This is a genomic window from Dermabacter sp. HMSC08H10 (assembly GCF_001807585.1).
GTDB lineage: Bacteria > Actinomycetota > Actinomycetes > Actinomycetales > Dermabacteraceae > Dermabacter > Dermabacter hominis.
On the sequence record NZ_KV789424.1, the window covers coordinates 480874 to 505127 of the forward strand.

Consider the following 24254-nt stretch of genomic DNA (forward strand, 5'->3'; position numbering starts at 1 on the left):
AAACGGAACTTGCGCGCTCTAATCGATGCGCGGCGCGCTTTGGAAGCATGAACTGAGCGGTGGTGCGGGCGGGGCGGGCGAAGCTCCATTCATATCGCTATGCACGGCTTCGCCCGCGGTTCCAACCGGTCGTCATTCATGCCGCAGCGTAAGTGGAGAAGGAAGGCCCCCGCCTTGCCTTCGCACCGCAGGTGCGTTAGCGCATGCCCGCTCCGCATGGTTGGAACTCGTCTCTCCGCCCCCGCGAGACGCCCATCACAATCAAAGCAGAGCGGACAAACGGCAACAAGACTTCCGCTTGAACAAGAAATAACTTTCGGTAAACGTTCGCGGATGCAAAACTCCCGAACGCGCGCGCTGCAGGGGGTGATTACACGCAACAGAAAACCCTCCGTGCTGCGATTGCGCACGGAGGGTTTCTCCACGGTGTCCGAGGGGGGACTTGAACCCCCACGCCCTTAAGCGGGCACTAGCACCTCAAGCTAGCGCGTCTACCTATTCCGCCACCCGGACCGGGTTTTTGTCGCTTCTTCGTTTGCGACTCAATGAGATTACCACCGTGCGCACGTCGGAGGAAATTCAGAGCTCGTTTTTTGCGGATTCGTGAACGGAATCACGCGCCGACGGAGGTTCGGGTAAGAATGAGCGACGTGAGAGACTCGAACCTATGCCCCACATCATGTTTTTTGAACCTCTCATCCCCGGTAACACCGGCAACGCCATCAGGCTCTCCGCCGTGACGGGGGCGCCGCTTCACCTCATCAAACCGCTCGGCTTCAACTTTGACGACGCGCACTTGCGTCGCGCGGGCCTCGACTACCACGATCTCGCGGTCATGACAGTTCACGAGAGCTTCGACGATGCCCTCGCCGCCCTCCCGGATTCACGCGTATTCGCATTCACGGGACATACAGATGCGCATTTCCACGACGTCACCTACCGCGAAAGCGATGTTCTCCTCTTTGGGAGGGAGGACACAGGTCTTCCCGAGTGGGTTCTGCAGCACCCCCGCATCACAAAGTGCGTACGTATTCCTATGCTCGAAGGGCGTCGCTCGCTGAACCTCGCTAATTCCGCCTCGATCGCCGTATATGAGGCGTGGCGTCAGCTTGGCTACTCCGGAGCGCTCTAGATCCCGACTCCGAATACTGCTTCGTACATCCCTTCGGCGGGAGCAGCCTCAACGCCGCACATAAGTTCGACCTGCCGGGCGGCCTGATGCGCGAGCATGTGCGCGCCGGTCGCGAATGCCGGGACGGTCGCGCAATCCATGCGGTCGGCGAGAGCCATGCGAACTCGCGCGAGCGGGGTGGGGTCCGGAAAGTACAGCGCATCGAAAAAGGCCGACGGCACTCGCGCTACCTCGTCCAGGTGAGCAAGGACGCTGTTGGCAACTGTTTTGGCCCCCTCGAGTCCGAGCGCGCTCGCGACGATGTCGGCATCAAAGCTTCGTGCGGGATGATCCCAGTCCCCCACGCGCACGTGAGCGCCTCGGCTCGTGAGAAGTGATTCGAGGGCGGTGAGTTTCTGGCGTGAGCGCGCGAGAAGAGTAAAACGCTTGCACCCTGCTTCATGCAGGGCCACGGCGAGTGAGAGGGCGGTTGCGCCCGATCCAAGAAGAGTCGCACTTTCGATCCCCGAGATTCCCGCAGAATCGAGCGCCCCCTGGATTCCCGCGACATCGGTGTTGAAGGCGACGTATCGCCGCTTGCGGCCCGAGCCGATCGGGAGCAGAGTATTCGCGATCTGGAGCTCAGCGTGGGCACCGTGAGCCACGGCGAGCTCGTGTGCATGCGCCTTGTGAGGCATCGTCACGCTCACGCCGTCGTAGAGCGGGAGTATGTCGCGCGCGAAACGCGCAAATTCTCCGCGTGGCACGTGGACCCGCTCGTAGCTCGCGTGCTCAATCCCGAGCGCGCGATAGGCTGCCTCATGCAGTTCGGGCGAGCGCGAGTGAGCGATCGGGTCCCCGATCACGGCAAACCTCAGTCGATGACTGTTTACTTTTTCTTCGCCCATTCGCGCCACTGCGCCACATTCTTGTCGTGCTCTGCCTTAGTGGCAGCGAACTTCGTCTCGCCGGTATCCGTATTGACGGTCACCCAGTAGAGCCAGGGCCCTTCTGGCGGATTCTTCACGGCATCGAGGGTAGCATCGCCGGGATTGGAGATAGGGCCGATGGGAAGCCCGGCGTGCTTGTACGTGTTGTAAGGCGAGTCAGTCGCCCGCTGCTCGGGTGTCGTGGAGATCTTTTCGCTCCTGCTGAAATAGGCGACCGTCGAATCCAGTTGGAGATTCATGGGCTTACCGCCCGCCTCGCCAACGCCGGCAAGACGATTGTCGATCGTCCGCACGACCTTCCCGTAGTCCTCGGGATTGCGTGCTTCCTTCTCCACGATCGAGGCAATCGTGAGGGTCTCGTGCCACTTGTCTTCGGGAATCCCCTTCTTCTTGAGCTTCGTGGTCATACGGGAGACCATCGTGTCGAGGATATCGGCGGCTGAATCGTCTTCGTGAAAATCGTAGGTGCCGGGCCACAGGTACCCTTCAATTGATTTCGCTGGGTTCTTCGGCACTCCGCGTGCCTCATAATCAGCTCCGGCCTTTTCAAACTCTTTGACGGGGATGCCCGTCGCCTCGCTCAACCGTTCGTACATCTTTCGAGTGGTCTGTCCCTCAGGGATAGTCACGCGAATCCCCACGCGGCTCGAAGGATCGAGCAGCAGGGTTAGCGCTGAAGCTCCGCTCATCTGTTTACGCAGCTTGTAGGTGCCAGGCGTAATGTTCGGGGCATCCTGGCTCGCCGCAAAGGCGTTGACGAACGGCCCCTTCGTTTTGATCACGCCAGCGTCGACGAGAGTTGTCGCGATGTCCGAGCCACTGTCGCCATCCTTCACGACAATCTCGACCTCGCCGGATCCCTCGCCCTCGTAGTCTTTCGCCGCGCTCGACACATCCACGTTGGTAGAGATCCAGGAGTAGCCGAAGTATCCGCCGCCCACGAGCGCTCCGAGGACGACGAGCACCAACACGGCGGGCAAGAACCGCTTCACCGGGCTCGGCTTCGGGTTCCGACGCTTGCCGCGCCTCGATCGAGGCTCATGGTGACCCGACGAACCCAGCAGGTCCTCAAGGGAAGAATCTGGCACGAATACTCCTTACTGGGGATCGCTGTAGCTCCACGGCTCTCCAGCCGCAGCTCCACGCGCGCGTTCGAAATCAAGAGCAGTCTGAAGAATCATGACTGCAGCGACCTGGTCTATCACCGGTCGATGTGTGCGATGTCGACGCCCCGAATCGCTCAGTGCACGGTGAGCACTCACGGTGCTCATGCGTTCGTCTACAAGGTACACGTCGTACTCGGGTTCCAACTCAATTGGTTCGAGTTCCGCGAGTTCTGCGATGAACGCGTGAGCTTTCTCCACTGCCGTGCCGCATTCGCCGCTCAGCAAGCGGGGCTTGCCGACATAGAGTCGCTCGGCGCCAAGTTCGGCGATGAGAGCTTGGAGCTTTGGTGCGGCTTCCTCGCGCGGGAACGTGTCGACGGGCGTCGCGAGGAGGCCGTCGGCGTCACTGCGGGCGACACCGACGCGGGCATCGCCCACGTCGACGCCGATCCGCACAAATCGCCGAGGCATCATACGCGGGCGCGAAGTGCCGCGGTAATCGTCTCTAGCGCAACGGGCACGAGCGACGGCTCGCCGCCACCGCCCTGAGCGAGGTCGTCCTTGCCGCCCCCTCTACCGTTCATCGCTGCGGCAGCGTCGCGCAAGAGCGCCCCGGCCTTGATGCCAGCCTCGCGCGCCGCGGCATTGGTGGCGACAACGAGCGCTGCGCGAGAATCGGACTCCCCTGCGAGTGCCACCACGCTGGGCTCTGATTCTCCAAGGCGCGCCCTCAAATCCGTCGCGAGAGTACGCAAGTCCCCCGCTGCCACTCCCTCGCCAGCGTCATGGGCGATCACGCGCACGCCGCCGACGGGAGCGGCGGACTCCACGAGCTTGCCTGCCTCGGCCTGCAGCTGCTGACCTCGCATCTGCTGAAGATTTTTCTCCATCTCCTTCACACGCTTCGTAAGCGCCTGCACACGCCCCGGAATGTCGTCCGTAGACACTTTCAAAATCTCCGCGAGCTGCGAGACAAGTGCGTGCTCTTTCGAATGGAACTTATAGGCACTTTCGCCAACGAGCGCGTCAACGCGACGGACGCCCGAACCGATCGAAGCCTCCGAAACGAGCTGGACTGAGCCGAGGCTGCCGGTGACGGGCACGTGCGTGCCGCCGCACAGCTCGCGCGACCAGTCGCCACCGATCGACACGACGCGCACGATGTCGCCGTATTTCTCACCGAACAATGCCTGAGCACCGAGCGCTTTCGCCTCGTCGATCGGCATCTGCGCGTCTGTCACCTCGAGGTTCTGCTGCAGCATCTGGTTGACCTTGCCCTCGACCTGCGCGAGGGAGCTCTGCGGAACGGCCTGGCCGTAGCGGAAATCAAAGCGCATGCGGCCCGGCGAATTCTCGGAACCGGCCTGGGTCGCGCCTTCGCCAAGTTCTTCGCGCAGCGCCTGGTGCACCATGTGCGTTGCCGTATGGGCACGGGCAATGGCGCCGCGACGCTCTGTGTCAATGCGTGCGATCGCAGACTCGCCGGTACGGGCAGCCCCTTCGATGAGGCGACCACGGTGGACAGAAAGCCCCTTGACGGGCGCCTGGACGTCGTCAACCTCGATGATGCCGCCGCCGGCAAGACTGATCGTGCCCTGGTCGGCGAGCTGACCGCCCATCTCTGCATAGAACGGCGTGTCTGCAAGGACGATTTCCACGTCGGCGGGGGCACTGACGGTTTCTGCGAGGGCGCCGTTGACAAGGATCGAGCCGACTGTCGTCGAGACCGTGTCGTCCGTGTACCCCACGAAGCGTGTGAGGCCGTTGGTGTTCACGATGTCATTGAACAGTGCTGTATCGGTATGCCCTGCCTTCTTGGCCTGGGCATCGGCGCGGGCGCGCTCTCGCTGCTCCTGCATCGCTGCCCGGAAGCCAGCCTCATCAACGCGCAGACCTGCCTCTGCAGCCATTTCCAGGGTGAGGTCGATCGGGAAGCCGTACGTGTCGTGGAGCGTGAAGGCATCATCCCCCGCGAGCAGATCCGATCCGCTCTTCTTGAGGTTCGCGCTCATACCCTCGAAAATCTGCGTGCCGTTGGAGAGCGTGCGACGGAAGGCATCCTCTTCCGTGTACAGAACCTCTTCGATCTTCGCGAACTTCTCCTCGAGAACGGGATACGACGCCACCATGGCGTTCTTCGAGACTGGCAGCAGCTCCGGCAGCGCCTGCTTATCAAACCCAAGTAGACGCATCGAGCGCACCGCGCGTCGAATAAGTCGGCGCATCACGTAACCGCGCCCCTCATTACCTGGGCGCACGCCATCCGACGCAAGCATCATGGCGCTGCGAACGTGGTCGGCAACGACGCGCATGCGCACATCCGATTGCTCGTCGCCCGTCCCGTACCGAAGCCCCGTCAACTCCTCCGCGCGCGCGATGACGGGGAAGACCTGATCGGTCTCATACATGTTGTTCTTGCCCTGCAAAAGATAGGCGAGACGCTCAACGCCGAGACCGGTATCGATCGCCTTGCGGTCGAGTTCACCGATCAGCGGGTAATCCTTCCCGCTGCCCTCGCCTCGCATGTACTGGTCAAAGACAAGGTTCCAGATCTCGAGGTAGCGATCGCCGCCCGGGTCGACGCTGCCTCCTTCGGCCTCGGGGCCGAACTCGGGGCCACGATCGTAATGCCATTCAGCACATGGGCCGGCCGGACCAGGCTGGCCGGTCGACCAGAAGTTTTCTTCCTTCGGAAGGCGCACAATGTGGCGAGAATCGATGCCGATCACGCGCGTGAGGTGGTCGTAGGCTTCCTGATCGTTCTCCCACAGGGTGATCCACAGCCGATCGCCCTCCAGTCCGTACCCGCCTTCACCCACACTCGTCGTGAGAAGCTCCCACGCGAAGTCGATCGCGCCTTCCTTGAAGTAATCCCCAAAGCTGAAGTTGCCGGCCATCTGGAAGAACGTGCCGTGACGCGTGGTCTTGCCGACATTGTCGATGTCGTTCGTTCGGATGCACTTTTGGACGCTCGCCGCACGTGGCCACGGAGCCGTATCCGTGCCAACAATGTAGGGAATGAACGGCACCATGCCGGCAACGGTGAAAAGGATCGAAGGATCAGAGGAGACGAGCGAGTCGCTCGGGACAATCTCGTGGTCCTTGCTCTTGAAGAATTCGAGCCACCGGCGTGAAACCTCGGCTGTCTGCATGGGTTCTTCCTTCCCTAAGCCCTCACGGGCGTGGACTGGGCTGGGCCTTTAACGAAAAGCGGCCCCGACCAAGTGTACGTTCTCGTACTGGTCGGAGCCGCATGAAGTGAAGGCCGTGAGGCCTCCTCCATAAAGAAATCAGCGAGCGTAGTACTCGACGACGAGCGCGACGTCGCAGGTCACGGGGACCTCGGAGCGCTTCGGGCGAGCAACGAGCTGAGCCTTGAGTTCCTCGAGCTGCACCGAGAGGTACGAAGGAACCGACGCCTGAACGTCGGAGTTCGAACCCTCAGCGGCGTCCGCGAAAGCCTCGAGAGTCTGCGACTTCGGCTTGACCTGGATGGTCTGGCCCGGCTTCACACGGTACGAGGGGATGTTCACGATCTCGCCGTCCACGAGGATGTGGCGGTGCGAGACGAACTGACGAGCCTGAAGGATCGTGCGAGCGAAGCCCGCGCGAAGAACAAGGGCGTCGAGACGAGTTTCGAGAAGCTCGATCATCGACTCACCGGTCAGACCCGGGAGCTTCTTGGCCTCGAAGTAGGCGCGGTGGAGCTGCTTCTCACGAAGCTGGTACTGAGCGCGAAGGCGCTGCTTCTCGGTCAGACGAACCGCGTAGTCCGAGTTCGAACGGCGGCCACGACCATGCTGGCCCGGCGGGTAGGGGCGCTTCTCGAAGTACTTGACGGCCTTCGGGGTAAGCGCAAGACCGAGCGCACGCGAAAGGCGTGCGGTACGACGTGCTTTGGTGACACTGGTCACGTAAGTTACCTCAATTTCGATGCGATGAATCCATTTGGCAGCCGCGGATTCAGCGCAAAACTTTACCGTGCCGAGTGCCGAGCCTCAAGCGTTTCAGGGGCTTGGGAGACACAAGCCTCTGTGGGATCGCTCACCGCGCGTCAACCGTCGGACCCCTGCACCCCACCCGCGCCGCGCGTGAGCGAACGCAAAATCGCAAGTGAGCTCTTCACGCGCGCTTCAAAACCGCGATCCGTTGGTTCGTAATAGTTAACGCCGACGAGGTCGTCGGGGGCGTATTGCTGACGTGCCACTCCCCGCGGCTCGTCGTGCGCGTACACGTAGCCAACGCCGTGGCCAAGCTTTTCGGCGCCCTTGTAATGCCCATCGCGAAGATGTGCGGGAACCGAACGCCCTTTTCCTTCGCGCACATCGGCGATCGCTCGATTGATTCCCGCGTAACTCGCATTGGACTTTGGGGCCGTTGCGATGTGCACGACCGCTTGGGCGAGCGGGATCCGCCCCTCGGGCATCCCAATCATTTGGACTGCCTGCATTGCGGCCACGGCAACTTGAAGCGCGGTCGGGTCGGCCATGCCGACCTCCTCACTCGCTGCGATCACGATTCGCCGCGCGATGAACCGCGGGTCTTCGCCCGACTCAATCATGCGGGCCAGATAGTGCAGGGCCGCATCCGGATCGCTTCCCCGCATCGACTTAATGAACGCGCTGATGACGTCGTAGTGCTGATCGCCCTCGCGATCGTAGGTCAACATCGAACGGTTGATCGCGTGGGCGAGGATATCGCCCGTGATCCGCTTCTCTGGGGTCTTCAGTGCTGAAGCAGCAGCAGCCTCGAGCGCTGTGAGGGCCTTGCGGGCATCGCCTCCGCTGAGACGCACGAGCGCCTCGCGGGCATCGCTCTCAAGTTCGACCGAACCGCCGAGCCCCCGCTCCTCGGCGAGCGCTCTCGTCAGCAGTGCATCAATCTCCTCTCCACCGAGCGAATCGAGGGTGAGCACAATCGAGCGCGAGATCAGCGGGGTGATGATTGAAAAATAGGGGTTCTCGGTCGTCGCGGCGATCAGTGTCACCCACCGGTTCTCAACCGACGGCAAAAGCGCATCTTGCTGCGACTTATTAAACCGGTGCACCTCATCGACAAAGAGAATCGTTTCGCGGCCAGTCGTGCGCAGGCGCGAGCGCGCCGCATCAACAACAGCACGGATATCTTTGACTCCCGCAAGCACCGCTGAAACCTCGACGAACTCGCGATCGCCCTCCCGCGCGACGGCGTAAGCGATCGTCGTCTTGCCCGTTCCGGGTGGCCCCCACAAGATGATTGAGCTCGGGGCCGTATGCGAATCGTCCTCTCCCACGAGACGAAACAGGGGTGAGCCGTCGGCAAGAGCATTCTTTTGACCGACGATCTCGTCGAGCGAACGCGGCCTCATACGGGCGGCTAGCGGCGCGCGGTGATCGACGTTGCGGTCCGCGAGAGTCTTTGGGGCCTGCACGCCTGGCTTGAGGGAAAAAAGATCGTCGTCCACACGTCTAGCGTAGCGAGGGCGCGCGAGATTCGCGCCGCCGAGCAACGATGATCGAGATCCCCGCGACAAGGGGCAACACGAGGGGAACATACCCATACCCCTCGCCGAAGTGCGACCAGACCGTCGCCTTCGGGAACCATTCGGGCTGGGCGAAACTCAAAGCGCCCACGCCGACAACGCCGACGAGTTCGACGCCGACGAGAATGAGGATCGCTCGCCAGTGGGGAGCCTTCCGAATCAGCAAGACCGCGATCGCGACGTACGTAAGCGCAGCAACAATGCTGAGGGAAAAGGCGAGCGGTGCCTCGGAAAAATCGCGAATCGACTGCACGAGTGCGCGCGCCGTCGCCGATACGGCAAACACGCCGTAAACCACGAACAGGGCCATGCGGAAGCCGCGTGGATTCTCCTGCGTCATCGACGACTTCGTGGAACCGGCGGGCGTCATTTCGCGAACCCCGCGGGCCAGATTTGGGGTAGCCGGTAGGCGAGGAAGACGCATGTGAGCGCGATGGCGGCAATGGCGAACGAGCCCCACTTGGTACGTTCGAGGAACGAGATGTACACGCCCGCGATCGGCAGTGCGATTGCGGTGGCAACATAGCCCCAAAAGATCACGGCATCGCCAGGGCTCACCGGAGCGAGGAGCCACGCAAGAGCTCCGATAAGCCACACGAGCGCTAGGGCGAGCGAAGCCCCCATGAGCAACAGGTCTGCTGCAAGATCCTTGATGACATAGACCGCGCCGAGAACGGCTACGAGAGCCGCAACAACGTACAGGGCGATCAGCATTTGCCCACTCCCACCTCAAACTCGAGTGACTCCCCTACGATAAGCACATGGCACATATAACTCTGAGCATCAGCAACGTTGACTCGATCACGACGGACGTCCTCGTGGTCCCCCTCCTTAAGAGCGCAAAGGATGCACCGGCAAGCCCGGTTGGGCTTTCATCGCTCGAAGAATCCTTCACTGCCGTCAAGGCCAGTGGCGCCAAGGGAGCGCTCACGACGATCCCGGCGCCCGCTGCCTACCGCGCTCACGCAATCGTCGGCGTTGGCCTCGGCGCCGAGGCACTTGAAGATGTCACGTGCGAAGACATCCGCTACGCCTTTGGTTCCGCTTCGCGAACCCTCACCGGCCACACAAGCATCGCCCTTGCCTTCCCGGCCGCCTCCGAGGCACACATCGCTGCGGCTCTCGAAGGTGCAGCTCTCGGCGCCTACGCCTACGGCGAATACAAGAGTGACCTCAAGGACGACCAAAAGCCCGTTGAGGAGATCGTTCTCGCCGTCGCCGATAAGAAGGAACTCAAGGCCCTCGAAGGCGCGGCGAATCGCGCTGAAAAGATTGCCCAAGGCGTTCACCTCGTTCGCGACCTGGTCAACACCCCGCCGAATCTTCTGTACCCCGAGTCTTTCGCGAAGCGGGCAAAGGAGCTCACGAAGAAGCTCCCCGTGACGATCGAGGTCCTCGACGAGAAGGCACTCGCCGACGGCGGCTACGGCGGCATCGTGGGCGTGGGCCAGGGTTCGACTCGCCCACCACGTCTTGTGAAGCTCTCGTACGCACCCAAGCGCGCCAAGCGCCACGTCGCCTTTGTCGGCAAGGGCATCACGTTCGATTCGGGCGGCATTTCCCTCAAGCCCGGCGCCGGCATGGATGAGATGACGATGGACATGGGCGGTGCCGCAACCGTTCTGGCCGCGACCGTCACCGCAGCCGCGCTCGAACTCAACGTCAACGTCACGACGTTCCTCGCGCTCGCCGAGAACCTCCCCGGTGGCGGAGCGCAGCGCCCCGGCGACGTCGTCACGATGCGTAACGGCAAGACCGTCGAAGTACTCAACACCGATGCCGAGGGCCGCATGGTCATGGCAGACGCCCTCGTGGACGCCGCCGCTCTCGAACCGGATCTCCTCATCGACGTTGCGACGCTTACGGGTGCCGCCATCGTCGCGCTTGGCAACCGCACCGCCGGCGTCATGGGCACCGACGATGCTCGCGACGAGGTATGGGAAGCATCGAAGGCGGTTGGCGAACCCATGTGGCCGCTCCCGTTCCCCGAAGAGCTGCGCGAAGGCCTCAACGGCCGTGTTGCCGACCTCAGCAACATCGGCGAGCGCCCCGGTGGCGCCCTCAGCGCGGGCATCTTCCTCAAGGAGTTCGTCGGCAAGACCAAGTGGGCGCACGTCGACATTGCCGGGCCTGCCTTCACCCAGAAAGCATTTGGGTACTCGAATGTGGGCGGAACCGGCATGAGCATGCGCACTCTCGTTGAGGTTATTGAGCGCGAAGCCGCCAAGTAAAACGTTGCGCGATTCACGCGCAGCAATCGTCGGAAAGCCCCCGCTTTTGCCCCGCAGCCGCGGGCGAAGTTGGGGGCTTTCCCACACTCTGGCCCCGCTCACGGCCGACCCACGGCGACATCCAGGGGCGTGTCTTACGATAATGGGCGTGCATGCCGCACCGGCTGGCTTAGCGTTCGAGGCCGGGACTTTCGGCGACATGCCCCCAATCCTCAACAGTTAGGGAGCTGAACGTGGCGGATACCTCCACAGACCAGAAGTTCGACATCGTGATTCTGGGAGGTGGCAGCGGCGGCTACGCGGCCGCGCTGCGCGCCACCCAGCTTGGAAAGAGCGTCGCCCTCGTCGAAAAAGACAAGCTCGGCGGCACGTGCCTGCACCGCGGTTGCGTGCCCACCAAGGCCCTGCTTCACGTAGGCGAGATTGCCGATACGCCGGCAGAAGCTAAGGCCGTGGGCATCGAGATGACTGCCTCCGCGGTCAACACCGAAAAGATGCTCGACTTCAAGAACAAGGTCATCGGCCGCCTCTACAAGGGCCTTCAGGGCCTCGTAGGCGCCTCCGGCGCGACCCTCGTGAACGGTTTCGGTCGCCTCACTGGCCCGAACACGATCGAAGTTGAAGCCGAGGACGGCTCAAAGCAGACCCTCACCGGTGACAACATCATCCTCGCCTCCGGCTCCTTCTCGAAGACACTCCCGGGACTCGAGCTCGGTGGCCGCATCATCGACTCCGAGGTTGCGCTTCAGCTCCCCGAGGTCCCGAAGAACCCCATCATCCTCGGCGGCGGCGTGATCGGCGTCGAGTTCGCGTCGGTATGGAAGTCGCTCGGCGCTGAATCGGTCACGATCATCGAGGGCCTGCCGCACCTCGTTGCAAACGAAGACGAGGCCATCTCGAAGAACCTCGAGCGCGCCTTCAAGAAGCGCAAGATCGCGTATTCGCTCGGCGTCTTCTTCGAAAAGGCCGAACAGACTGAGACCGGCGTCAAGGTCACGCTCGCCAACGGCAAGACCTACGAGGGTGACTACCTTCTCGTCGCCGTGGGCCGCGGCCCGCAGACGAAGGGCCTCGGCTACGAAGAGCAGGGGATCGAGATGGACCGAGGCTTCGTGCTCGCGAACAAAGAGACCCTTGAAACGAACGTTCCCGGCATCTACGCCGTCGGCGACATCGTGCCTGGTCTTCAGCTCGCTCACCGCGGCTTCCAGCAGGGCATTTTCGTGGCCGAGCAGATCGCTGGCCTCAATCCCCAGCCGATCGACGAATCCGGTATCCCGCGCGTGACCTACTGTGAGCCGAACATCGGTTCCGTCGGTCTCACCGAGAAGCAGGCCAAGGAGAAGTTCGGCGAGGATAATGTCGCGACATACGACTACAACCTCGGCGGCAATGGTAAGTCGCAGATTCTCGGTACGCAGGGCTTCATCAAGCTCGTGCGCGAAAAGGACGGCCCGATTGTCGGTGTCCATATGATCGGCGCGCGCTTGTCCGAGCAGATCGGCGAAGCGCAGCTCATCGTCAACTGGGAGGCGGAGCCCGAGGATGTTGCTTCGCTCATCCACGCCCACCCCACTCAGAACGAGGCGATGGGCGAGGCCGCACTCGCTCTCGCTGGCAAGCCGCTTCACGCCCACGCCTGATCACGAGGAGAAACGAACATGTCTGAAATCGTTAAGATGCCCGCGCTCGGTGAATCCGTCACCGAGGGCACCGTTGTCCGCTGGCTCAAGGAAGTCGGCGAGGAGATCGCCGTCGATGAGCCCCTCCTTGAGGTGTCCACCGACAAGGTCGACACCGAGGTTCCCTCACCCGTTGCGGGTGTCCTCGAGAAGATCCTCGTGAACGAAGATGAGGATGCGGAAGTCGGCGCTGATCTCGCCGTTGTGGGCGATGGCTCCGGTGCTGAAGCGCCTAGCGATGGCGACAACCTCGCCTCGGACCAGACGGTGGCTCCGTCGACCGCTGAGGAGACTCCCGCCGGCGCGAGCGAGCGCCCTGCTGATGCCGCGAGGGCCTCGGGTGCGGCTGACGGGCAGGAAGTCACGATGCCCGCACTCGGTGAATCCGTTGATTCGGGCACCGTGGTGCGCTGGCTCAAGGAAGTGGGCGACGAGGTTGAAGCTGATGAGCCACTCCTTGAGGTGTCCACCGACAAGGTCGACACCGAGGTGCCCTCCCCCATTGCCGGCACGCTCCAGAAGATCCTCGTGCAGGAAGATGAAAAGGCAGAGGTCGGCGCGGCGATTGCCGTGATCGGTTCGGGTGCACCGTCCGACGCCTCCCCGGCTTCGGCCGCCCCTGCGGCCTCGAGCGATGCGTCGGCCCCCAAGGCCGAAGAGAGCAGCGCCCCAGCGGCGAGCGCCTCGCAGACCGTTTCCTCCAGCAACAACTCCCAGGCGTATGTCACGCCGATCGTGCGTAAGCTCGCTGCCGACAACGGCATCGATCTCGCTTCGGTGAAGGGCTCGGGAATCGGTGGCCGCATCCGCAAGCAGGATGTGCAGGATGCGATCGACGCGAAGGCAAAGGCCGAGGCTCCCGCGCCTGCAGCCGCGCCGGCTGCCGCCGCAGCCCCCTCGAAGAAGGAAGCGCCCAAGGTCGAGGTGTCCCCGCTACGCGGAACCGAGGAGAAGATGAGCCGCCTGCGCAAGATTGTGGCGTCGCGCATGGTGGAGTCGCTCCAGACTCAGGCACAGCTCACGACCGCCGTCGAGGTCGACATGACGCGCATCGCCGCCCTGCGTGCTCGCGCAAAGAACGACTTCCTCGCGCGCGAGGGTGCTAAGCTCACGTTCCTCCCGTTCATCATGCAGGCGGCCGTCGAGGCCCTCAAGGCGCACCCGAAGCTGAACGCGGAGATCGCGGGCGACATGATCAAGTACCACGGCGTCGAGAACATCGGCATGGCCGCGGACACCGAACGCGGACTCGTCGTGCCGGTGATCAAGAACGCCGGGGATCTCAACCTCGCCGGTCTCGCTCGCCAGATCGGCGAGCTCGGTGCGAAGGCGAAGGGCAACAAGCTCACGCCGGACGACCTGCAGGGTGCGACGTTCACGATCACCAACACCGGTTCGGGCGGTGCTCTCTTCGACACGCCGATCGTTCCGAACCCGCAAGTGGGTATTCTCGGCTGCGGCACGATCGTGAAGCGCCCGGCTGTCGTGAAGGATGCGGACGGTAACGAGACGATCGGGATCCGCTCGATGATGTACCTGTTCCTCAGCTACGATCACCGCCTCGTGGATGGCGGCGACGCTGCTCGATTCCTCTCGACGATGAAGAAGCGGCTTGAGGACGGCGCGTTCGAGGGAGACCTCGGCCTCTAAGCCTGACACGCTGAATGTGCCCGGGCCATACTTTCGCAAGAAAGTATGGCCCGGGCTTTCACGTAAAGCGCCGCTGGCCGTCGCTCACGGGCACTGTCGAGGAAATACGCCATGCACCGCGCACACGCTCAAGCTGCACGTCCAGCTCATAGGGCTCGCTTTCGGACAGTTCGCGAGACTCCCCTGCACCCATGATGCGGGCGCCCGAGTCGATCACACGAACACGCACACGGGCGCTGTTATCGCGACACTCAAGTATCCGGGCGTTGAGGATGCGAATGTCTCCACCATCGACGTGTGCGTGTGCGATGGCTGCGCGAAGTTTCTCGTCGGCCGCTTCCGCCTCGCTTCCGGGAGCGGCAGAGGTGTTTTCGCTCGTCGCACCCACGAGGTAGCGGTGCCGCTCGGCGGCGAGAGCCGTGATAACGCTAGCGGGATCCTCCATTACCGCGTGTTGTGAGACCGCCGTTGCCGAGGATTGGGGCGCCGTCGCCGGCGCGGTAGCCCCTACAAGTAAGGCGCATGCAACAACGGCGATCGCTCCGAGCCCGAAGGACAGCCGTCGAAAGTTCCGGCCGCTTCGCCGCGAATGCCCGTCTTGGTGTCGAGAGCGCGGCGCGACCCTTGTAGCGCGATCCGCACGCGCGGTCTCGGAACGCGATGGCAAAGTAGCCCGCTCTTGTGGGTTTGAGGAGGGAGCTTCGGTCACGCCCCCGGCCCGACGATGGGCGTATCGGTAGGTTCCACTTCCGCTAGTGAGCCGCGCGCGCCACTGCTCATCATGTCTTTTGCTCACAGGCGTCAGGTTCGTCACGCGTGAAAAATCCGTGACAACGACGCGCCCGTTTGGCGCAAGTTCAAGCCCCCGGACGCCCTGGAGGCCCAAGGCCAGATTCTGCGAGTGAAGGGTGGACAAAAGCGCGGTGAGATCCGACGCTGCCTGCGCTTCGCCTGCACCCGCACCGGCAATCGGGCTACGCTCGGCTCGTTTTCCTCGCGGCGGGGCGAGAGCGCTCGGTCCTTCCGCTATCGCATAGGCCGCGACACCGCGCCATTTAAGAGCTGGCACGGCTGGGATGTTGCGGGCGCTCAACGCGCGAAGCAGCGCGATTTCTTGGCGCACCTTCTTGAGCGCGCGAAATGAGCGGGCACGGATGAGCGTCAACCGTCGGCCCCTGTGATCGCGGGCGTGCCACACCTGCCGGCCTTCCTCGCTGCGGATGAGGCGCACGGGACGCAGACCGTTACTGACGATGGCGCTGAGGCGCGAAGGGTAAAGGCTCATGTCTCTATTCGAGCCCCATTCCGGTACCTTTTCAGTGGATATCCGAAATTGTGGATAAGTCGGTGCCGGCACTCGTTCGATCGCTCATAGGAAACTTTTGTGCAGGCCCTTGGCGAACTAGCATGGGGTGGTGCTTGACATCATCCACCTCGCGTTTTCAGAAGATTCCGGGATCGAATCCGCTCACGAAGAGTTTGATCTTCCCCCGGGCCCCGTTGACTACAACGCAGCGTGGGATGTCCAAAAGAAAATTCATGCCGAAGTGATTGCGGGCGAGCGCCCCAACACGCTTCTCCTCCTCGAACACCAACCCGTGTACACCGCGGGTCGCCGCACACTCGATATCGAACGTCCACGCGATGGCGCCCCCGTCGTCGATGTCGATCGAGGCGGAAAGATTACCTGGCACGGCCCGGGCCAACTTGTGGGCTACCCCATCGTGAAGCTTCCCGCCCCTATCGACGTGGTGGGCTTCGTGCGTGGCATCGAACAAGCCATCATGGAGGTCTGCACTCGCGCCGGGGTTGCAACCGCGCCCGTGGAGGGCCGTAGCGGCGTTTGGGTACTCGATGAGCTTGGAATGGACCGCAAGGTCTGTGCGATCGGTTTGCGGGTCGCTAAGCGCTGCACCATGCACGGCTTCGCATTGAACTGTGAAAACGATCTTTCATGGGCGATGAATGTTATTCCCTGCGGCATCGACGACGCGGGCGTGACATCGCTTTCCGTCGAAAGCGGACGCACGGTGCGTCCCCGAGATGTTCTCGCCGATGTCGAAGACGTCATGAGAGAGCTCGAGGCCGAACGCGGCCTTAACTAAACACCATTGGGCCGCGGAGATCACACCAATGCTGTGCGGCCTGGGCAGTGAAGCCCACTAGAATCTTGAGACCCCTATTCGCAAGGAGAGTGTGACGTGGCAGTTGAACCTCAAGGACGCCGCCTGCTCAGGGTCGAGGCCCGCAACGCGGAAACCCCGATCGAACGCAAGCCCAACTGGATCAAAACCACGGCGAACATGGGCCCCGAGTACACCGACATGAAAAAGCGCGTGCACTCGCGCGGTTTGCACACGGTGTGCGAGGAGGCTGGATGCCCCAACATCTTCGAGTGTTGGGAGGATCGCGAGGCGACATTCCTCATCGGTGGCGATACCTGTACACGTCGGTGCGATTTTTGCGATATCGCAAGCGGCAAGCCGCAGGCTATCGACCCCGCCGAGCCGTTTAAGGTGGCGACGTCCATCAAGGAGATGGGGCTGAAGTATGCAACCGTGACCGGCGTGGCACGCGATGACCTCGAAGATGGCGCCGCAGGCCTCTTTGCCGAGACCTGCCGCCAGATCCACGCGATCAGCCCCGGCACCGGGGTCGAGCTGCTCATCGACGACATCAAAGGCAACTCGAGCGCGATGCAACAGGTGTACGACTCGAAGCCAGAAGTGTTCGGCCACAACCTCGAGACCGTGCCGCGAATCTTCAAAAAGATTCGCCCCGCCTTCCGCTACGAGCGCAGCCTCGGAGTGATCGCCGATGCAAAAGACAACGGCATGATCACCAAGTCGAACCTCATCCTCGGCATGGGTGAAGACACCGCGGAGATTCTTGCCGCGATGCAGGACCTTCGCGATCATGGCTGCGATATCCTCACCCTCACTCAGTACCTGCGACCGTCGAAGCTTCATCATCCGATCGACCGCTGGGTCAAGCCTCAGGAATTCCTCGAGCTATCCGAGGCCGGTTACGAGATGGGCTTCGCGGGCATCATGGCGGGACCCATGGTGCGCTCGTCGTATCGCGCCGGCCGCCTGTGGGCACAAGCCATGGAAAAGCTGGGGCGGGAGATCCCCGAGGAACTTTCTCACCTCAATTCCTCGGCCCCTGCCCTTCAGGAAGCGACGAGCGTCGTGGAGCGACAGGCAGCGCGTGAAAAGCGTGACAGGGAGCGCGCAGCGCGCAAGGCTGCGGCGAACGCCTAGGTACTCAACCCCGCTATGCTTAGGGGTGGTCTTCGGATCACTCGCATCGCGTTAAGGACAAGGATTAATGGCACGCAAGAATACGACCGACGCCCCCGCTCAGGCGAAAAAGCCCGGCCGCATCCGGCAGACGATCGACGTCTTCAAGGAGACACAGGCGTACGATCGCTCGACAGCCCCGCTCATGGTTCTCTCGATCGTGGGGCTCCCCGTCGTGCTCGCCCTGGTGTTTGGCGCTTTCGGTCACCCGATCTACGGCGCCTTCATCGGGCTCGGTTTCGGCATTCTCATCGCGATGATCATCCTTGGCCGGAAGGCACAGAAAGCGACGTACGCGAAGATCGAGGATCAGCCCGGCGCTTCGATCGCGGTGATGCAGCAAATTTCACGTGGGTGGAACGTCGAGCAGGAGCCTGCTGCTTTCGATGCGCGTAGTCGATCGATGCTTTTCCGGGCGAGTGGCCGTAAGGGCATCGCGCTGGTGTCTGAGGGCTCCGGCGGCGGCTCGCGAAAGCTCATGGCGAAAGAGGTCAAGCGCATGAACCGCATGTTCCCGAATGTGCCCGTTCACGCGGTTTTCGTTGGCCACGGCGAGGGGGAGGTTCCGCTTCCGAAGCTTAACCGCCACCTCACGGGAATGAAGAACGAGCTCACGAAGGCTGAGGCGGGCGAGATTGGACGCCGTCTTCACGCTCTGCCTAACCCCGTTCGCCAGGCGATCCCGAAGGGTGTGGATCCCATGCGTGCGCGCCCGAATCGCAAAGCGATGCGCGGCCGCTAGAGCGGCGCCCATTCACACGTGGCCCTGCAAGTTTTGACTTGCGGGGCCACTTTTATGTGGACACGAGCGCCTATGCACGCACGACAACGACACCTGCAACGAGATCGTGAAGGGTTTGCCGATTATCGTTCACAACGAAAGCACTGATGATGCTGAGCATGACCGCGCTGCGCACGATGGCACGGGCGATCATGGGCGATCGCCCAGTTACGGGGAGTACTCGAAGCGAGGTGACAAACTGCCCGATACTCGCCCCGAAGAGCGTTTGCATGAGAATGACCTGCGCGAGAAAGAGCAGAAGTGTGGCGAGCGGGTCGTAGTGAAAAACAGCGGCCGACACCGCCGCCGCGGCAGCCCAATCGATGCACGTGGATAAAAAGCGGAGCGGGATGGGCGCGAGCGAGCCGGACCCTTGGTCTGGCAGGCCAAGACCCGCACCCGAGAAAGAGTCAGGCTTACTCGCGCTGGAGACTGACTCGTCACTATTGAGGCTGCTATTCATCCCTGAACCGTACGTTCGTGCACCCGCAGTGCGCAAACCGTCCAATGTGGGGCCGTAAACTAGGACGCGCAAAACACTCATAGCAATCGTGCGCCCAGCACGGACGGAGGATACGTGTTCAGCAATCCCAGCGAAGCCGTGAAGTTTATCGAGGAAGAGGACGTCAAATTCATCGACATCCGCTTTTGCGACCTGCCAGGCGTGATGCAGCACTTCAATGTTCCGGCAAAGACGTTCGACGAAGAGGCGATCGCTGAGGGACAGTTGTTCGATGGCTCGTCGATTCGCGGCTTTCAGGCAATCCACGAGTCCGATATGAAGCTCATCCCCGATCTGAGCACCGCCTACGTGGATCCATTCCGCGACCAAAAGACCCTGGTCATCAACTACGCCATCGTTGACCCGTTTACCGATGAGCCTTACAGCCGTGACCCGCGAACGGTCGCCGCGAAGGCAGAGGAATACCTTCGCTCAACCGGCATCGCCGATACCGCCTTCTTTGCCGCCGAGGCTGAGTTCTACATTTTCGATTCCGTTCGGTACCAGACCGAAGCCAAAGGCGCTTTTTACGAGATCGACTCGAACGAGGCTGCCTGGAACACGGGTCGCGAGGAAGAATTCGGTAATCAGGGCTACAAGACCGCGATGAAAGGCGGGTACTTCCCCGTTGCTCCCGTGGATCAGATGGCTGATTTACGCGACGAAATGGTGCGCGTCCTGGACGAGGTCGGACTCGAGGTCGAGCGTGCCCACCACGAGGTGGGCACGGGCGGCCAGCAGGAGATCAACTATCGATTCTCGACGCTTCTTCAGGCTGCCGACGACGTCATGAAGTTCAAGTACGTCATCAAGAATGTTGCGTGGGAGAACGGCCGCTCGGCGACGTTCATGCCGAAACCGATCTTTGGCGATAACGGTTCGGGTATGCACTGCCACCAATCGCTGTGGAAGAACGGAGAGCCCCTCTTCTACGACGAGCGCGGCTACGGCGGTCTTTCGGACCTCGCCCGTTGGTACATCGGTGGCTTGATCGAACACTCCCCCGCACTCACGGCGTTCACGAACCCCACCGTCAATTCTTTCAAGCGCCTCGTGCCGGGCTTCGAAGCTCCGGTCAACATGGTGTATTCGGCCCGCAATCGCTCCGCCGCCATTCGTATTCCCGTGACGGGCAGTTCGGCGAAGGCGAAGCGCCTTGAGTTCCGTGCTCCGGACCCCTCGGCAAACCCCTACCTGGCGTTTGCAGCTCAGCTCATGGCGGGGATCGACGGCGTCAGGAACCGCATCGAGCCGCCCGAGCCGATTGATAAGGATCTTTACGAGCTTCCGCCGGAGGAGCACGCGGAGATCAAGACTCTTCCCGCTTCGCTCGAGGACGCGCTTGATGCGCTCGAACGCGATCACGACTTCCTCACCGAAGGGGACGTGTTCCCGGAGGATCTCATCGAGACCTGGATCGCGTACAAGCGTGAGTTTGAGGTCGAGCCGTTTAGGCTGCGCCCCCACCCCTACGAGTTCGAGCTCTACTACGACCTGTAAGCGGATAAAGAGCCGTGGGGCTTCGTGCTAAAGCTTGGCGTTCAAGAGCGTGAGCAAGAGTTCTTTTGGACTCTGTGCCTCGCTAAGCGCGCAATCATCTGGCGCGAAGTCCCACGCCTTTCGCAAGGCTTTAAAGGTTTCCCACTCGGCTTGTGACGTGCGCAGCGGAACGGCGCCGTACCCGCCGGACTCGGGCAGGTGGATGATGAAGGCGCCCGTAAGCTCTGGCATGTCGCGAAGGGTTCCGTCATTGTCGAGAAGGTTCTCGGCATTCATGACCGCAACTGCCTGCAGCGCGTAGTCTCCGCGCACCTTTTTGGAGGTTTTGATGTCGCCGGTGAGGAGGGTGTTGCCGATTTTGACGATCGCGTCCGTTGTACCGGCATAACCCACCGTGCGGTTCACCACGGTTTGTTCGATCTCGATGAACTCCGGTTGGAAATCGTCGAGGAAACCGGCGAAGCCATCGAGGCGCACGTTGGCACGCCGAACGAGCTCGCCGAGGTTCGTCTCCATGCTCAACAGGTCACCGCCGCTGCGCATCTCGGTGGCAAGATCGCGCATGTCGGCATCAGTGGGGCGCTCGCCCGATCGCTCCCACGCCTCGCACAAGGCATGGACGTAGGTGCCGAAGTCTGCCGTCGTTTTCGTATAGTCGGGGGCGGCTTCTGCGATGCGCTTTTGGGTGGTCCAGCTGTTGCGGTTGACGCGGCGAATCTCGTCGAAGGCACGCGACGGGTTGCGGTCGAGGTACGAGAACATCTCGAGGGCACGCTTCGAGGCCATGCGCGCGTACCATCCGTTGAGGTGATCTTTTGCGCGCATCCCGGCGACCGTGGTGATGGAGGGATGGATGAGTTTTCCTCCGGGCTCCATGCGATACATGCGTCCGCGTGCGGTTTGGGCGCTCAATTCGGGTGAGGTCATAACCTCTTCAGGCTACTCGCCGAAGATCAGGCGTTCGGCGACCTGGCGCGAGTGGCGCGTGACTTTGAGGTATCTCTCCTCGATTGCCCTGGCGTTGTCCACGGGTTCGTGCACGAGCGCTGCGAGCGCGCGCAAGTCGACCAGGTCGGTAGGGAGTGCGTCGGTTTCACGCCCCCGCCACAAAAAGAGTGCGCGGCGTAGCTCCCATGCGAGGAGCCATGCTCGACGCAGCGCCTCTGCGTCGGCGCTACTCAGGTGCCCGGCGGTCTCGAGGGCGGCGAGCGCGTCGAGGGTTCCGACGGTTCGGAGGCTTACGTCGTCCCCCGCGTATTCAAGAAGAAGCCGTTGGACGCTCCACTCGACGTCGGTCGTCGCGCCGCGACCGAGTTTGAGGTGGTGCGTCGATTTCACGCCTCGCGGGAGCCTTTCCCCTTCGATGCGGGCCTTCATCCGTGCAAAATCGCGCCGATCGCGCTCGTCCATACCGCCCGCGCGGTATCTCGCGCGGTCCATGACGGCGGTCACGGCTGCCTTCGTGTCTTCGGAGCCTGCGATGACGCGGGCACGCAGCAGTGCTTGGCTTTCCCACCGTTCGGCGTGATGGGCGTAGTAGTCGTCGAAACTCGCGAGGGTGCGCACGAGCGGGCCGGAGCGTCCTTCGGGGCGGAGGTCGGCGTTGACGCGCATGTTGATGCCCGAGGCGGGGGCGTTGAGTATTTTCTGCACGCGCGAAGCGGCGGCGATCGCTTCTTCCGTGCCTCTCGTGCACACGAACTGGACGTCTGCATCGGAGGAAAAACCCATTTCACGAGCGCCGAACGACCCCATCGCGACGACGCAGAGCTCGACTTCTGTATGCCGTTGCACGAATTCAACCGTGAAGGTGAGGATTGCCTCGGCAAGGGTCGTCAGAGACTCCCCTAGCGACGGCAGGTCGAGCAGACCGCACAGGTGCGCGATGCTGATGCGGACGATTTCTCGCGCGCGCACGGTACGAAGGGCGTCAATCACGTCGTCTTCGCTGTCCGCGCGCCCCGCGATCGCGTCAAGCTCGCTCGCAAGCTGTGCACGGCTCAGGGGCGTCAGTTGAGCATCGTTCGCGAGCCAGCGCACGGCATAGGGATGCAGGACGAGCTGTTCGCCGACGTATCGAGAACTCGAAAGGATGCGCGTAAGACGCTCGGCGGCTGCGCCGGAGTCGCGCAACATCCCAAGGAACCAGTGCGTTTCGCGGAGGGTATCCGAAAGTCGCCGGAAGGACAGCAGGCCGAGGTCGGGATCGACACCGTTCGCGAACCATTCGAGGAAGGCGGGCAGCAGCTGTTTTTGAATCGCGGATGCGCGGCTGAGCCCCTTGGTGAGCGCATCGATGTGGTGAAGTGCGCGCTTGGGATCTCGGTAGCCGATCGCTTCGAGGCGAGCGCGCTGCTCTTTGGGACTCAGCGCAATCTGGCCATCGCTCAGGCGCGCCGATGTCACGAGGAGCGGGCGGTAGTAGATCTCCTCGTGTAGCTGGCGCACGCGCCTGCGCACGGCATCGATATCGGCGCGAAGGTTCTCCACCCGCGTGCCGATGCCGCGGGCGAGGCGCCGCTCGTCGGGCTCGGTTGACGGCAGCATGTGTGTGCGCCGAAGGCGCCAAAGCTGGAGCCTGTGCTCGCATACGCGCAAGTAGCGGTAGGCATCGGCGAGCTCGACCGAGTGCTCTCGGCCCACGTATCCACCCCGCGTGAGCGCGTCCAGTGCGCTCAGGGTGCCAGCTTCACGGATTCGCTCGTCTGTTCGCCCGTGCACCATTTGGAGCAGCTGGATGGTGAACTCAATATCGCGCAGTCCCCCGCGCCCAAGCTTGAGATCCCGGTCAGCATCAGCCCTGGCAAGCACGCGGGCGCGCATCGCGCGAGTGTCCTCAACAAAACCCTCACGCGTCGAAGCCTGCCACACGAGCGGCGCGGTGAGGCGCTCAAACTCCGCACCGAGTTCGGTGTCTCCCGCGCATGCGCGGGCTTTCAAAAGCGCCTGGAACTCCCACGAATGAGCCCATTTTCGATAGTACTGGGCATACGATTCGAGCGTTCGCACGAGCTCGCCGTCTCGCCCCTCCGGCCTAAGGTTGGCGTCAATCTGCCACAGGCTTCCCTCCGCTGTGCGTTCCGCGCATACGCGCGCGACTTCACGCGCGAGGGCACTGCCAATAGTGGTGACCTCTTCTTGACTCACGCCGCCTCGAGCGGCTTCAGCGACATACATGACGTCAACATCTGAGATGTAGTTCAACTCGCGCGCGCCAGTTTTACCCATGGCAATGATCGCGAGTCGCACCTTGTCGTGCTCGGGTGTTGCCGCGCGAGCAAGGGCGAGCGCCCCCTCGAGGGCCGCGTCGGCGAGGTCGCTGAGGAGCGTCGAGATCTCTTCCTGATGCGCAAACGGATCGGTTGCGCACACATCGAGAGCCGCGATTTGAGCGAGGAGAAAATAGTACGCGCGGCGGAAAGCATGACGCGGCGCGGGCCCCTTTTCCGCCACGGCCACGGCAGCATCCGCGCGTGTGCCGACGGCGGCGAGCATCACCTCGCGAAAACGCTCACGCGTGGGGCCGGCAAGCGTCGGACACTCGAGGATTTCTTCGATTGCATCCACGTGACGTGCGAGCGCATCCCCGAGCGCGACCGAACTGCCGAGGATCCTCACGAGCGTGCGCCCCAGTGCTTCATCCGCAACGACCCTGTCAAACTGCGCGCTTTCGCCGGCTTCCGCTGCAGATTCGGCAAGGCGCGTCAGAGCAAGGAGCGCCTCGTCCGGGTCCGCCGACGCGCCCATGTCTCGCACAAGCGCGGGAGGAACCCGAGAGAGAGCATCGCTCGCGAGGAGAGCGGCGCTCCTTTCCGTGCGGACGAAACCGAGGCGCGCCAGATCGAAGTGGCTGAATTCGCCTTCGTCTGTGCCCGCCTGGAGCGCCTGAATCGCGCCGGTCTCGAGTCTCATGCGTGG

Annotated in this window: 20 protein-coding genes and 1 tRNA gene; 8 read left to right on the forward strand and 13 right to left on the reverse strand. The window is 62.5% G+C overall.

The window, feature by feature from the left end:
* Nucleotides 1-427 precede the first annotated feature (427 nt).
* Nucleotides 428-513, reverse strand: a tRNA-Leu gene (locus HMPREF3176_RS04970).
* Nucleotides 514-667: 154 nt separating this feature from the next.
* On the opposite strand from HMPREF3176_RS04970, the gene HMPREF3176_RS04975 reads away from it, so the two are divergent.
* The gene (locus HMPREF3176_RS04975) at nt 668-1132 is read left to right on the forward strand and encodes a tRNA (cytidine(34)-2'-O)-methyltransferase (protein WP_070458643.1); all 465 of its coding nucleotides are present in this window, start codon (nt 668-670) and stop codon (nt 1130-1132) included.
* Here HMPREF3176_RS04975 and HMPREF3176_RS04980 read toward each other — a convergent pair.
* The 8 genes from HMPREF3176_RS04980 to HMPREF3176_RS05015 form a co-directional block, all read right to left on the reverse strand.
* The gene (locus tag HMPREF3176_RS04980) at nt 1129-1977 is read right to left on the reverse strand and encodes a shikimate dehydrogenase family protein (RefSeq protein ID WP_168161947.1); all 849 of its coding nucleotides are present in this window, start codon (nt 1975-1977) and stop codon (nt 1129-1131) included. The two genes, HMPREF3176_RS04975 and HMPREF3176_RS04980, sit on opposite strands and share 4 nt — an antisense overlap.
* A gap of 23 nt (nt 1978-2000) precedes the next feature.
* Nucleotides 2001-3149 (reverse strand): endolytic transglycosylase MltG, encoded by a 1149-nt coding sequence (mltG, locus tag HMPREF3176_RS04985; protein ID WP_070458646.1) that lies wholly within the window; start codon nt 3147-3149, stop codon nt 2001-2003.
* Between the two features lie 9 nt (nt 3150-3158).
* Nucleotides 3159-3641, reverse strand: coding sequence for a Holliday junction resolvase RuvX (ruvX, locus tag HMPREF3176_RS04990; protein WP_070458648.1), 483 nt, complete (start codon nt 3639-3641; stop codon nt 3159-3161).
* Nucleotides 3638-6319, reverse strand: coding sequence for an alanine--tRNA ligase (alaS, locus tag HMPREF3176_RS04995; RefSeq protein ID WP_070436037.1), 2682 nt, complete (start codon nt 6317-6319; stop codon nt 3638-3640). The genes ruvX and alaS overlap by 4 nt, the downstream gene beginning before the upstream one ends.
* A 138-nt stretch (nt 6320-6457) precedes the next feature.
* Nucleotides 6458-7081: a 30S ribosomal protein S4 gene (rpsD, locus tag HMPREF3176_RS05000; RefSeq protein WP_016664527.1), complete on the reverse strand. Its 624-nt coding sequence runs from the start codon at nt 7079-7081 to the stop codon at nt 6458-6460.
* A gap of 140 nt (nt 7082-7221) precedes the next feature.
* Complete coding sequence (locus HMPREF3176_RS05005; RefSeq protein ID WP_070458651.1) at nt 7222-8610, reverse strand: replication-associated recombination protein A; 1389 nt, start codon at nt 8608-8610, stop codon at nt 7222-7224.
* 4 nt (nt 8611-8614) lie between these two features.
* Nucleotides 8615-9058 carry a hypothetical protein gene (locus HMPREF3176_RS05010; protein WP_016664525.1) on the reverse strand — a complete coding sequence of 148 codons (444 nt, stop codon included), beginning with the start codon at nt 9056-9058 and terminating at the stop codon, nt 8615-8617.
* Nucleotides 9055-9402, reverse strand: a complete 348-nt coding sequence (locus HMPREF3176_RS05015; protein ID WP_016664524.1) for a hypothetical protein — start codon at nt 9400-9402, stop codon at nt 9055-9057. The genes HMPREF3176_RS05010 and HMPREF3176_RS05015 overlap by 4 nt, the downstream gene beginning before the upstream one ends.
* Nucleotides 9403-9449: 47 nt before the next feature.
* Between HMPREF3176_RS05015 and HMPREF3176_RS05020 the strand changes: the two genes are divergently transcribed.
* From HMPREF3176_RS05020 to sucB, 3 genes are all read left to right on the forward strand, one after another.
* Complete coding sequence (locus HMPREF3176_RS05020) at nt 9450-10919, forward strand: leucyl aminopeptidase (protein WP_070458654.1); 1470 nt, start codon at nt 9450-9452, stop codon at nt 10917-10919.
* Nucleotides 10920-11152: 233 nt separating this feature from the next.
* Entirely contained in the window at nt 11153-12562 is a 1410-nt protein-coding gene (lpdA, locus tag HMPREF3176_RS05025; RefSeq protein WP_016664522.1) for a dihydrolipoyl dehydrogenase, read from the forward strand.
* Nucleotides 12563-12580: 18 nt separating this feature from the next.
* Nucleotides 12581-14251 carry a 2-oxoglutarate dehydrogenase, E2 component, dihydrolipoamide succinyltransferase gene (gene sucB / locus HMPREF3176_RS05030; RefSeq protein WP_070458657.1) on the forward strand — a complete coding sequence of 557 codons (1671 nt, stop codon included), beginning with the start codon at nt 12581-12583 and terminating at the stop codon, nt 14249-14251.
* Nucleotides 14252-14309: 58 nt separating this feature from the next.
* Here sucB and HMPREF3176_RS05035 read toward each other — a convergent pair whose 3' ends face one another.
* Entirely contained in the window at nt 14310-15536 is a 1227-nt protein-coding gene (locus tag HMPREF3176_RS05035) for a hypothetical protein (protein ID WP_070458660.1), read from the reverse strand.
* Between the two features lie 130 nt (nt 15537-15666).
* Here HMPREF3176_RS05035 and lipB point away from each other — a divergent pair, with 130 nt between their 5' ends.
* The 3 genes from lipB to HMPREF3176_RS05050 all read left to right on the forward strand — a co-directional run bounded on the left by lipB (nt 15667) and on the right by HMPREF3176_RS05050 (nt 18295).
* Entirely contained in the window at nt 15667-16356 is a 690-nt protein-coding gene (gene lipB / locus HMPREF3176_RS05040; RefSeq protein WP_168161948.1) for a lipoyl(octanoyl) transferase LipB, read from the forward strand.
* A 96-nt stretch (nt 16357-16452) separates the two neighbouring features.
* Nucleotides 16453-17514, forward strand: coding sequence for a lipoyl synthase (gene lipA, locus HMPREF3176_RS05045; protein WP_016664518.1), 1062 nt, complete (start codon nt 16453-16455; stop codon nt 17512-17514).
* A 67-nt stretch (nt 17515-17581) separates the two neighbouring features.
* A complete protein-coding gene (locus HMPREF3176_RS05050) occupies nt 17582-18295 on the forward strand; it encodes a DUF4191 domain-containing protein (protein WP_034373100.1) in 714 nt (237 codons plus the stop codon).
* Between the two features lie 70 nt (nt 18296-18365).
* Here the strand turns inward: HMPREF3176_RS05050 and HMPREF3176_RS10045 are convergent, their stop codons facing one another.
* Nucleotides 18366-18797, reverse strand: coding sequence for an RDD family protein (locus HMPREF3176_RS10045; protein ID WP_168161949.1), 432 nt, complete (start codon nt 18795-18797; stop codon nt 18366-18368).
* A gap of 114 nt (nt 18798-18911) precedes the next feature.
* Between HMPREF3176_RS10045 and glnA the strand changes: the two genes are divergently transcribed.
* Nucleotides 18912-20336 carry a type I glutamate--ammonia ligase gene (gene glnA, locus HMPREF3176_RS05060; protein WP_070458666.1) on the forward strand — a complete coding sequence of 475 codons (1425 nt, stop codon included), beginning with the start codon at nt 18912-18914 and terminating at the stop codon, nt 20334-20336.
* Nucleotides 20337-20363: 27 nt separating this feature from the next.
* On the opposite strand, the gene HMPREF3176_RS05065 is transcribed toward glnA, so the two are convergent.
* Together HMPREF3176_RS05065 and HMPREF3176_RS05070 are read right to left on the reverse strand one after the other, a co-directional pair.
* The gene (locus HMPREF3176_RS05065) at nt 20364-21263 is read right to left on the reverse strand and encodes a hypothetical protein (RefSeq protein ID WP_070458668.1); all 900 of its coding nucleotides are present in this window, start codon (nt 21261-21263) and stop codon (nt 20364-20366) included.
* Between the two features lie 12 nt (nt 21264-21275).
* Nucleotides 21276-24248, reverse strand: coding sequence for a bifunctional [glutamine synthetase] adenylyltransferase/[glutamine synthetase]-adenylyl-L-tyrosine phosphorylase (locus HMPREF3176_RS05070; RefSeq protein ID WP_070458670.1), 2973 nt, complete (start codon nt 24246-24248; stop codon nt 21276-21278).
* Nucleotides 24249-24254 lie beyond the last annotated feature (6 nt).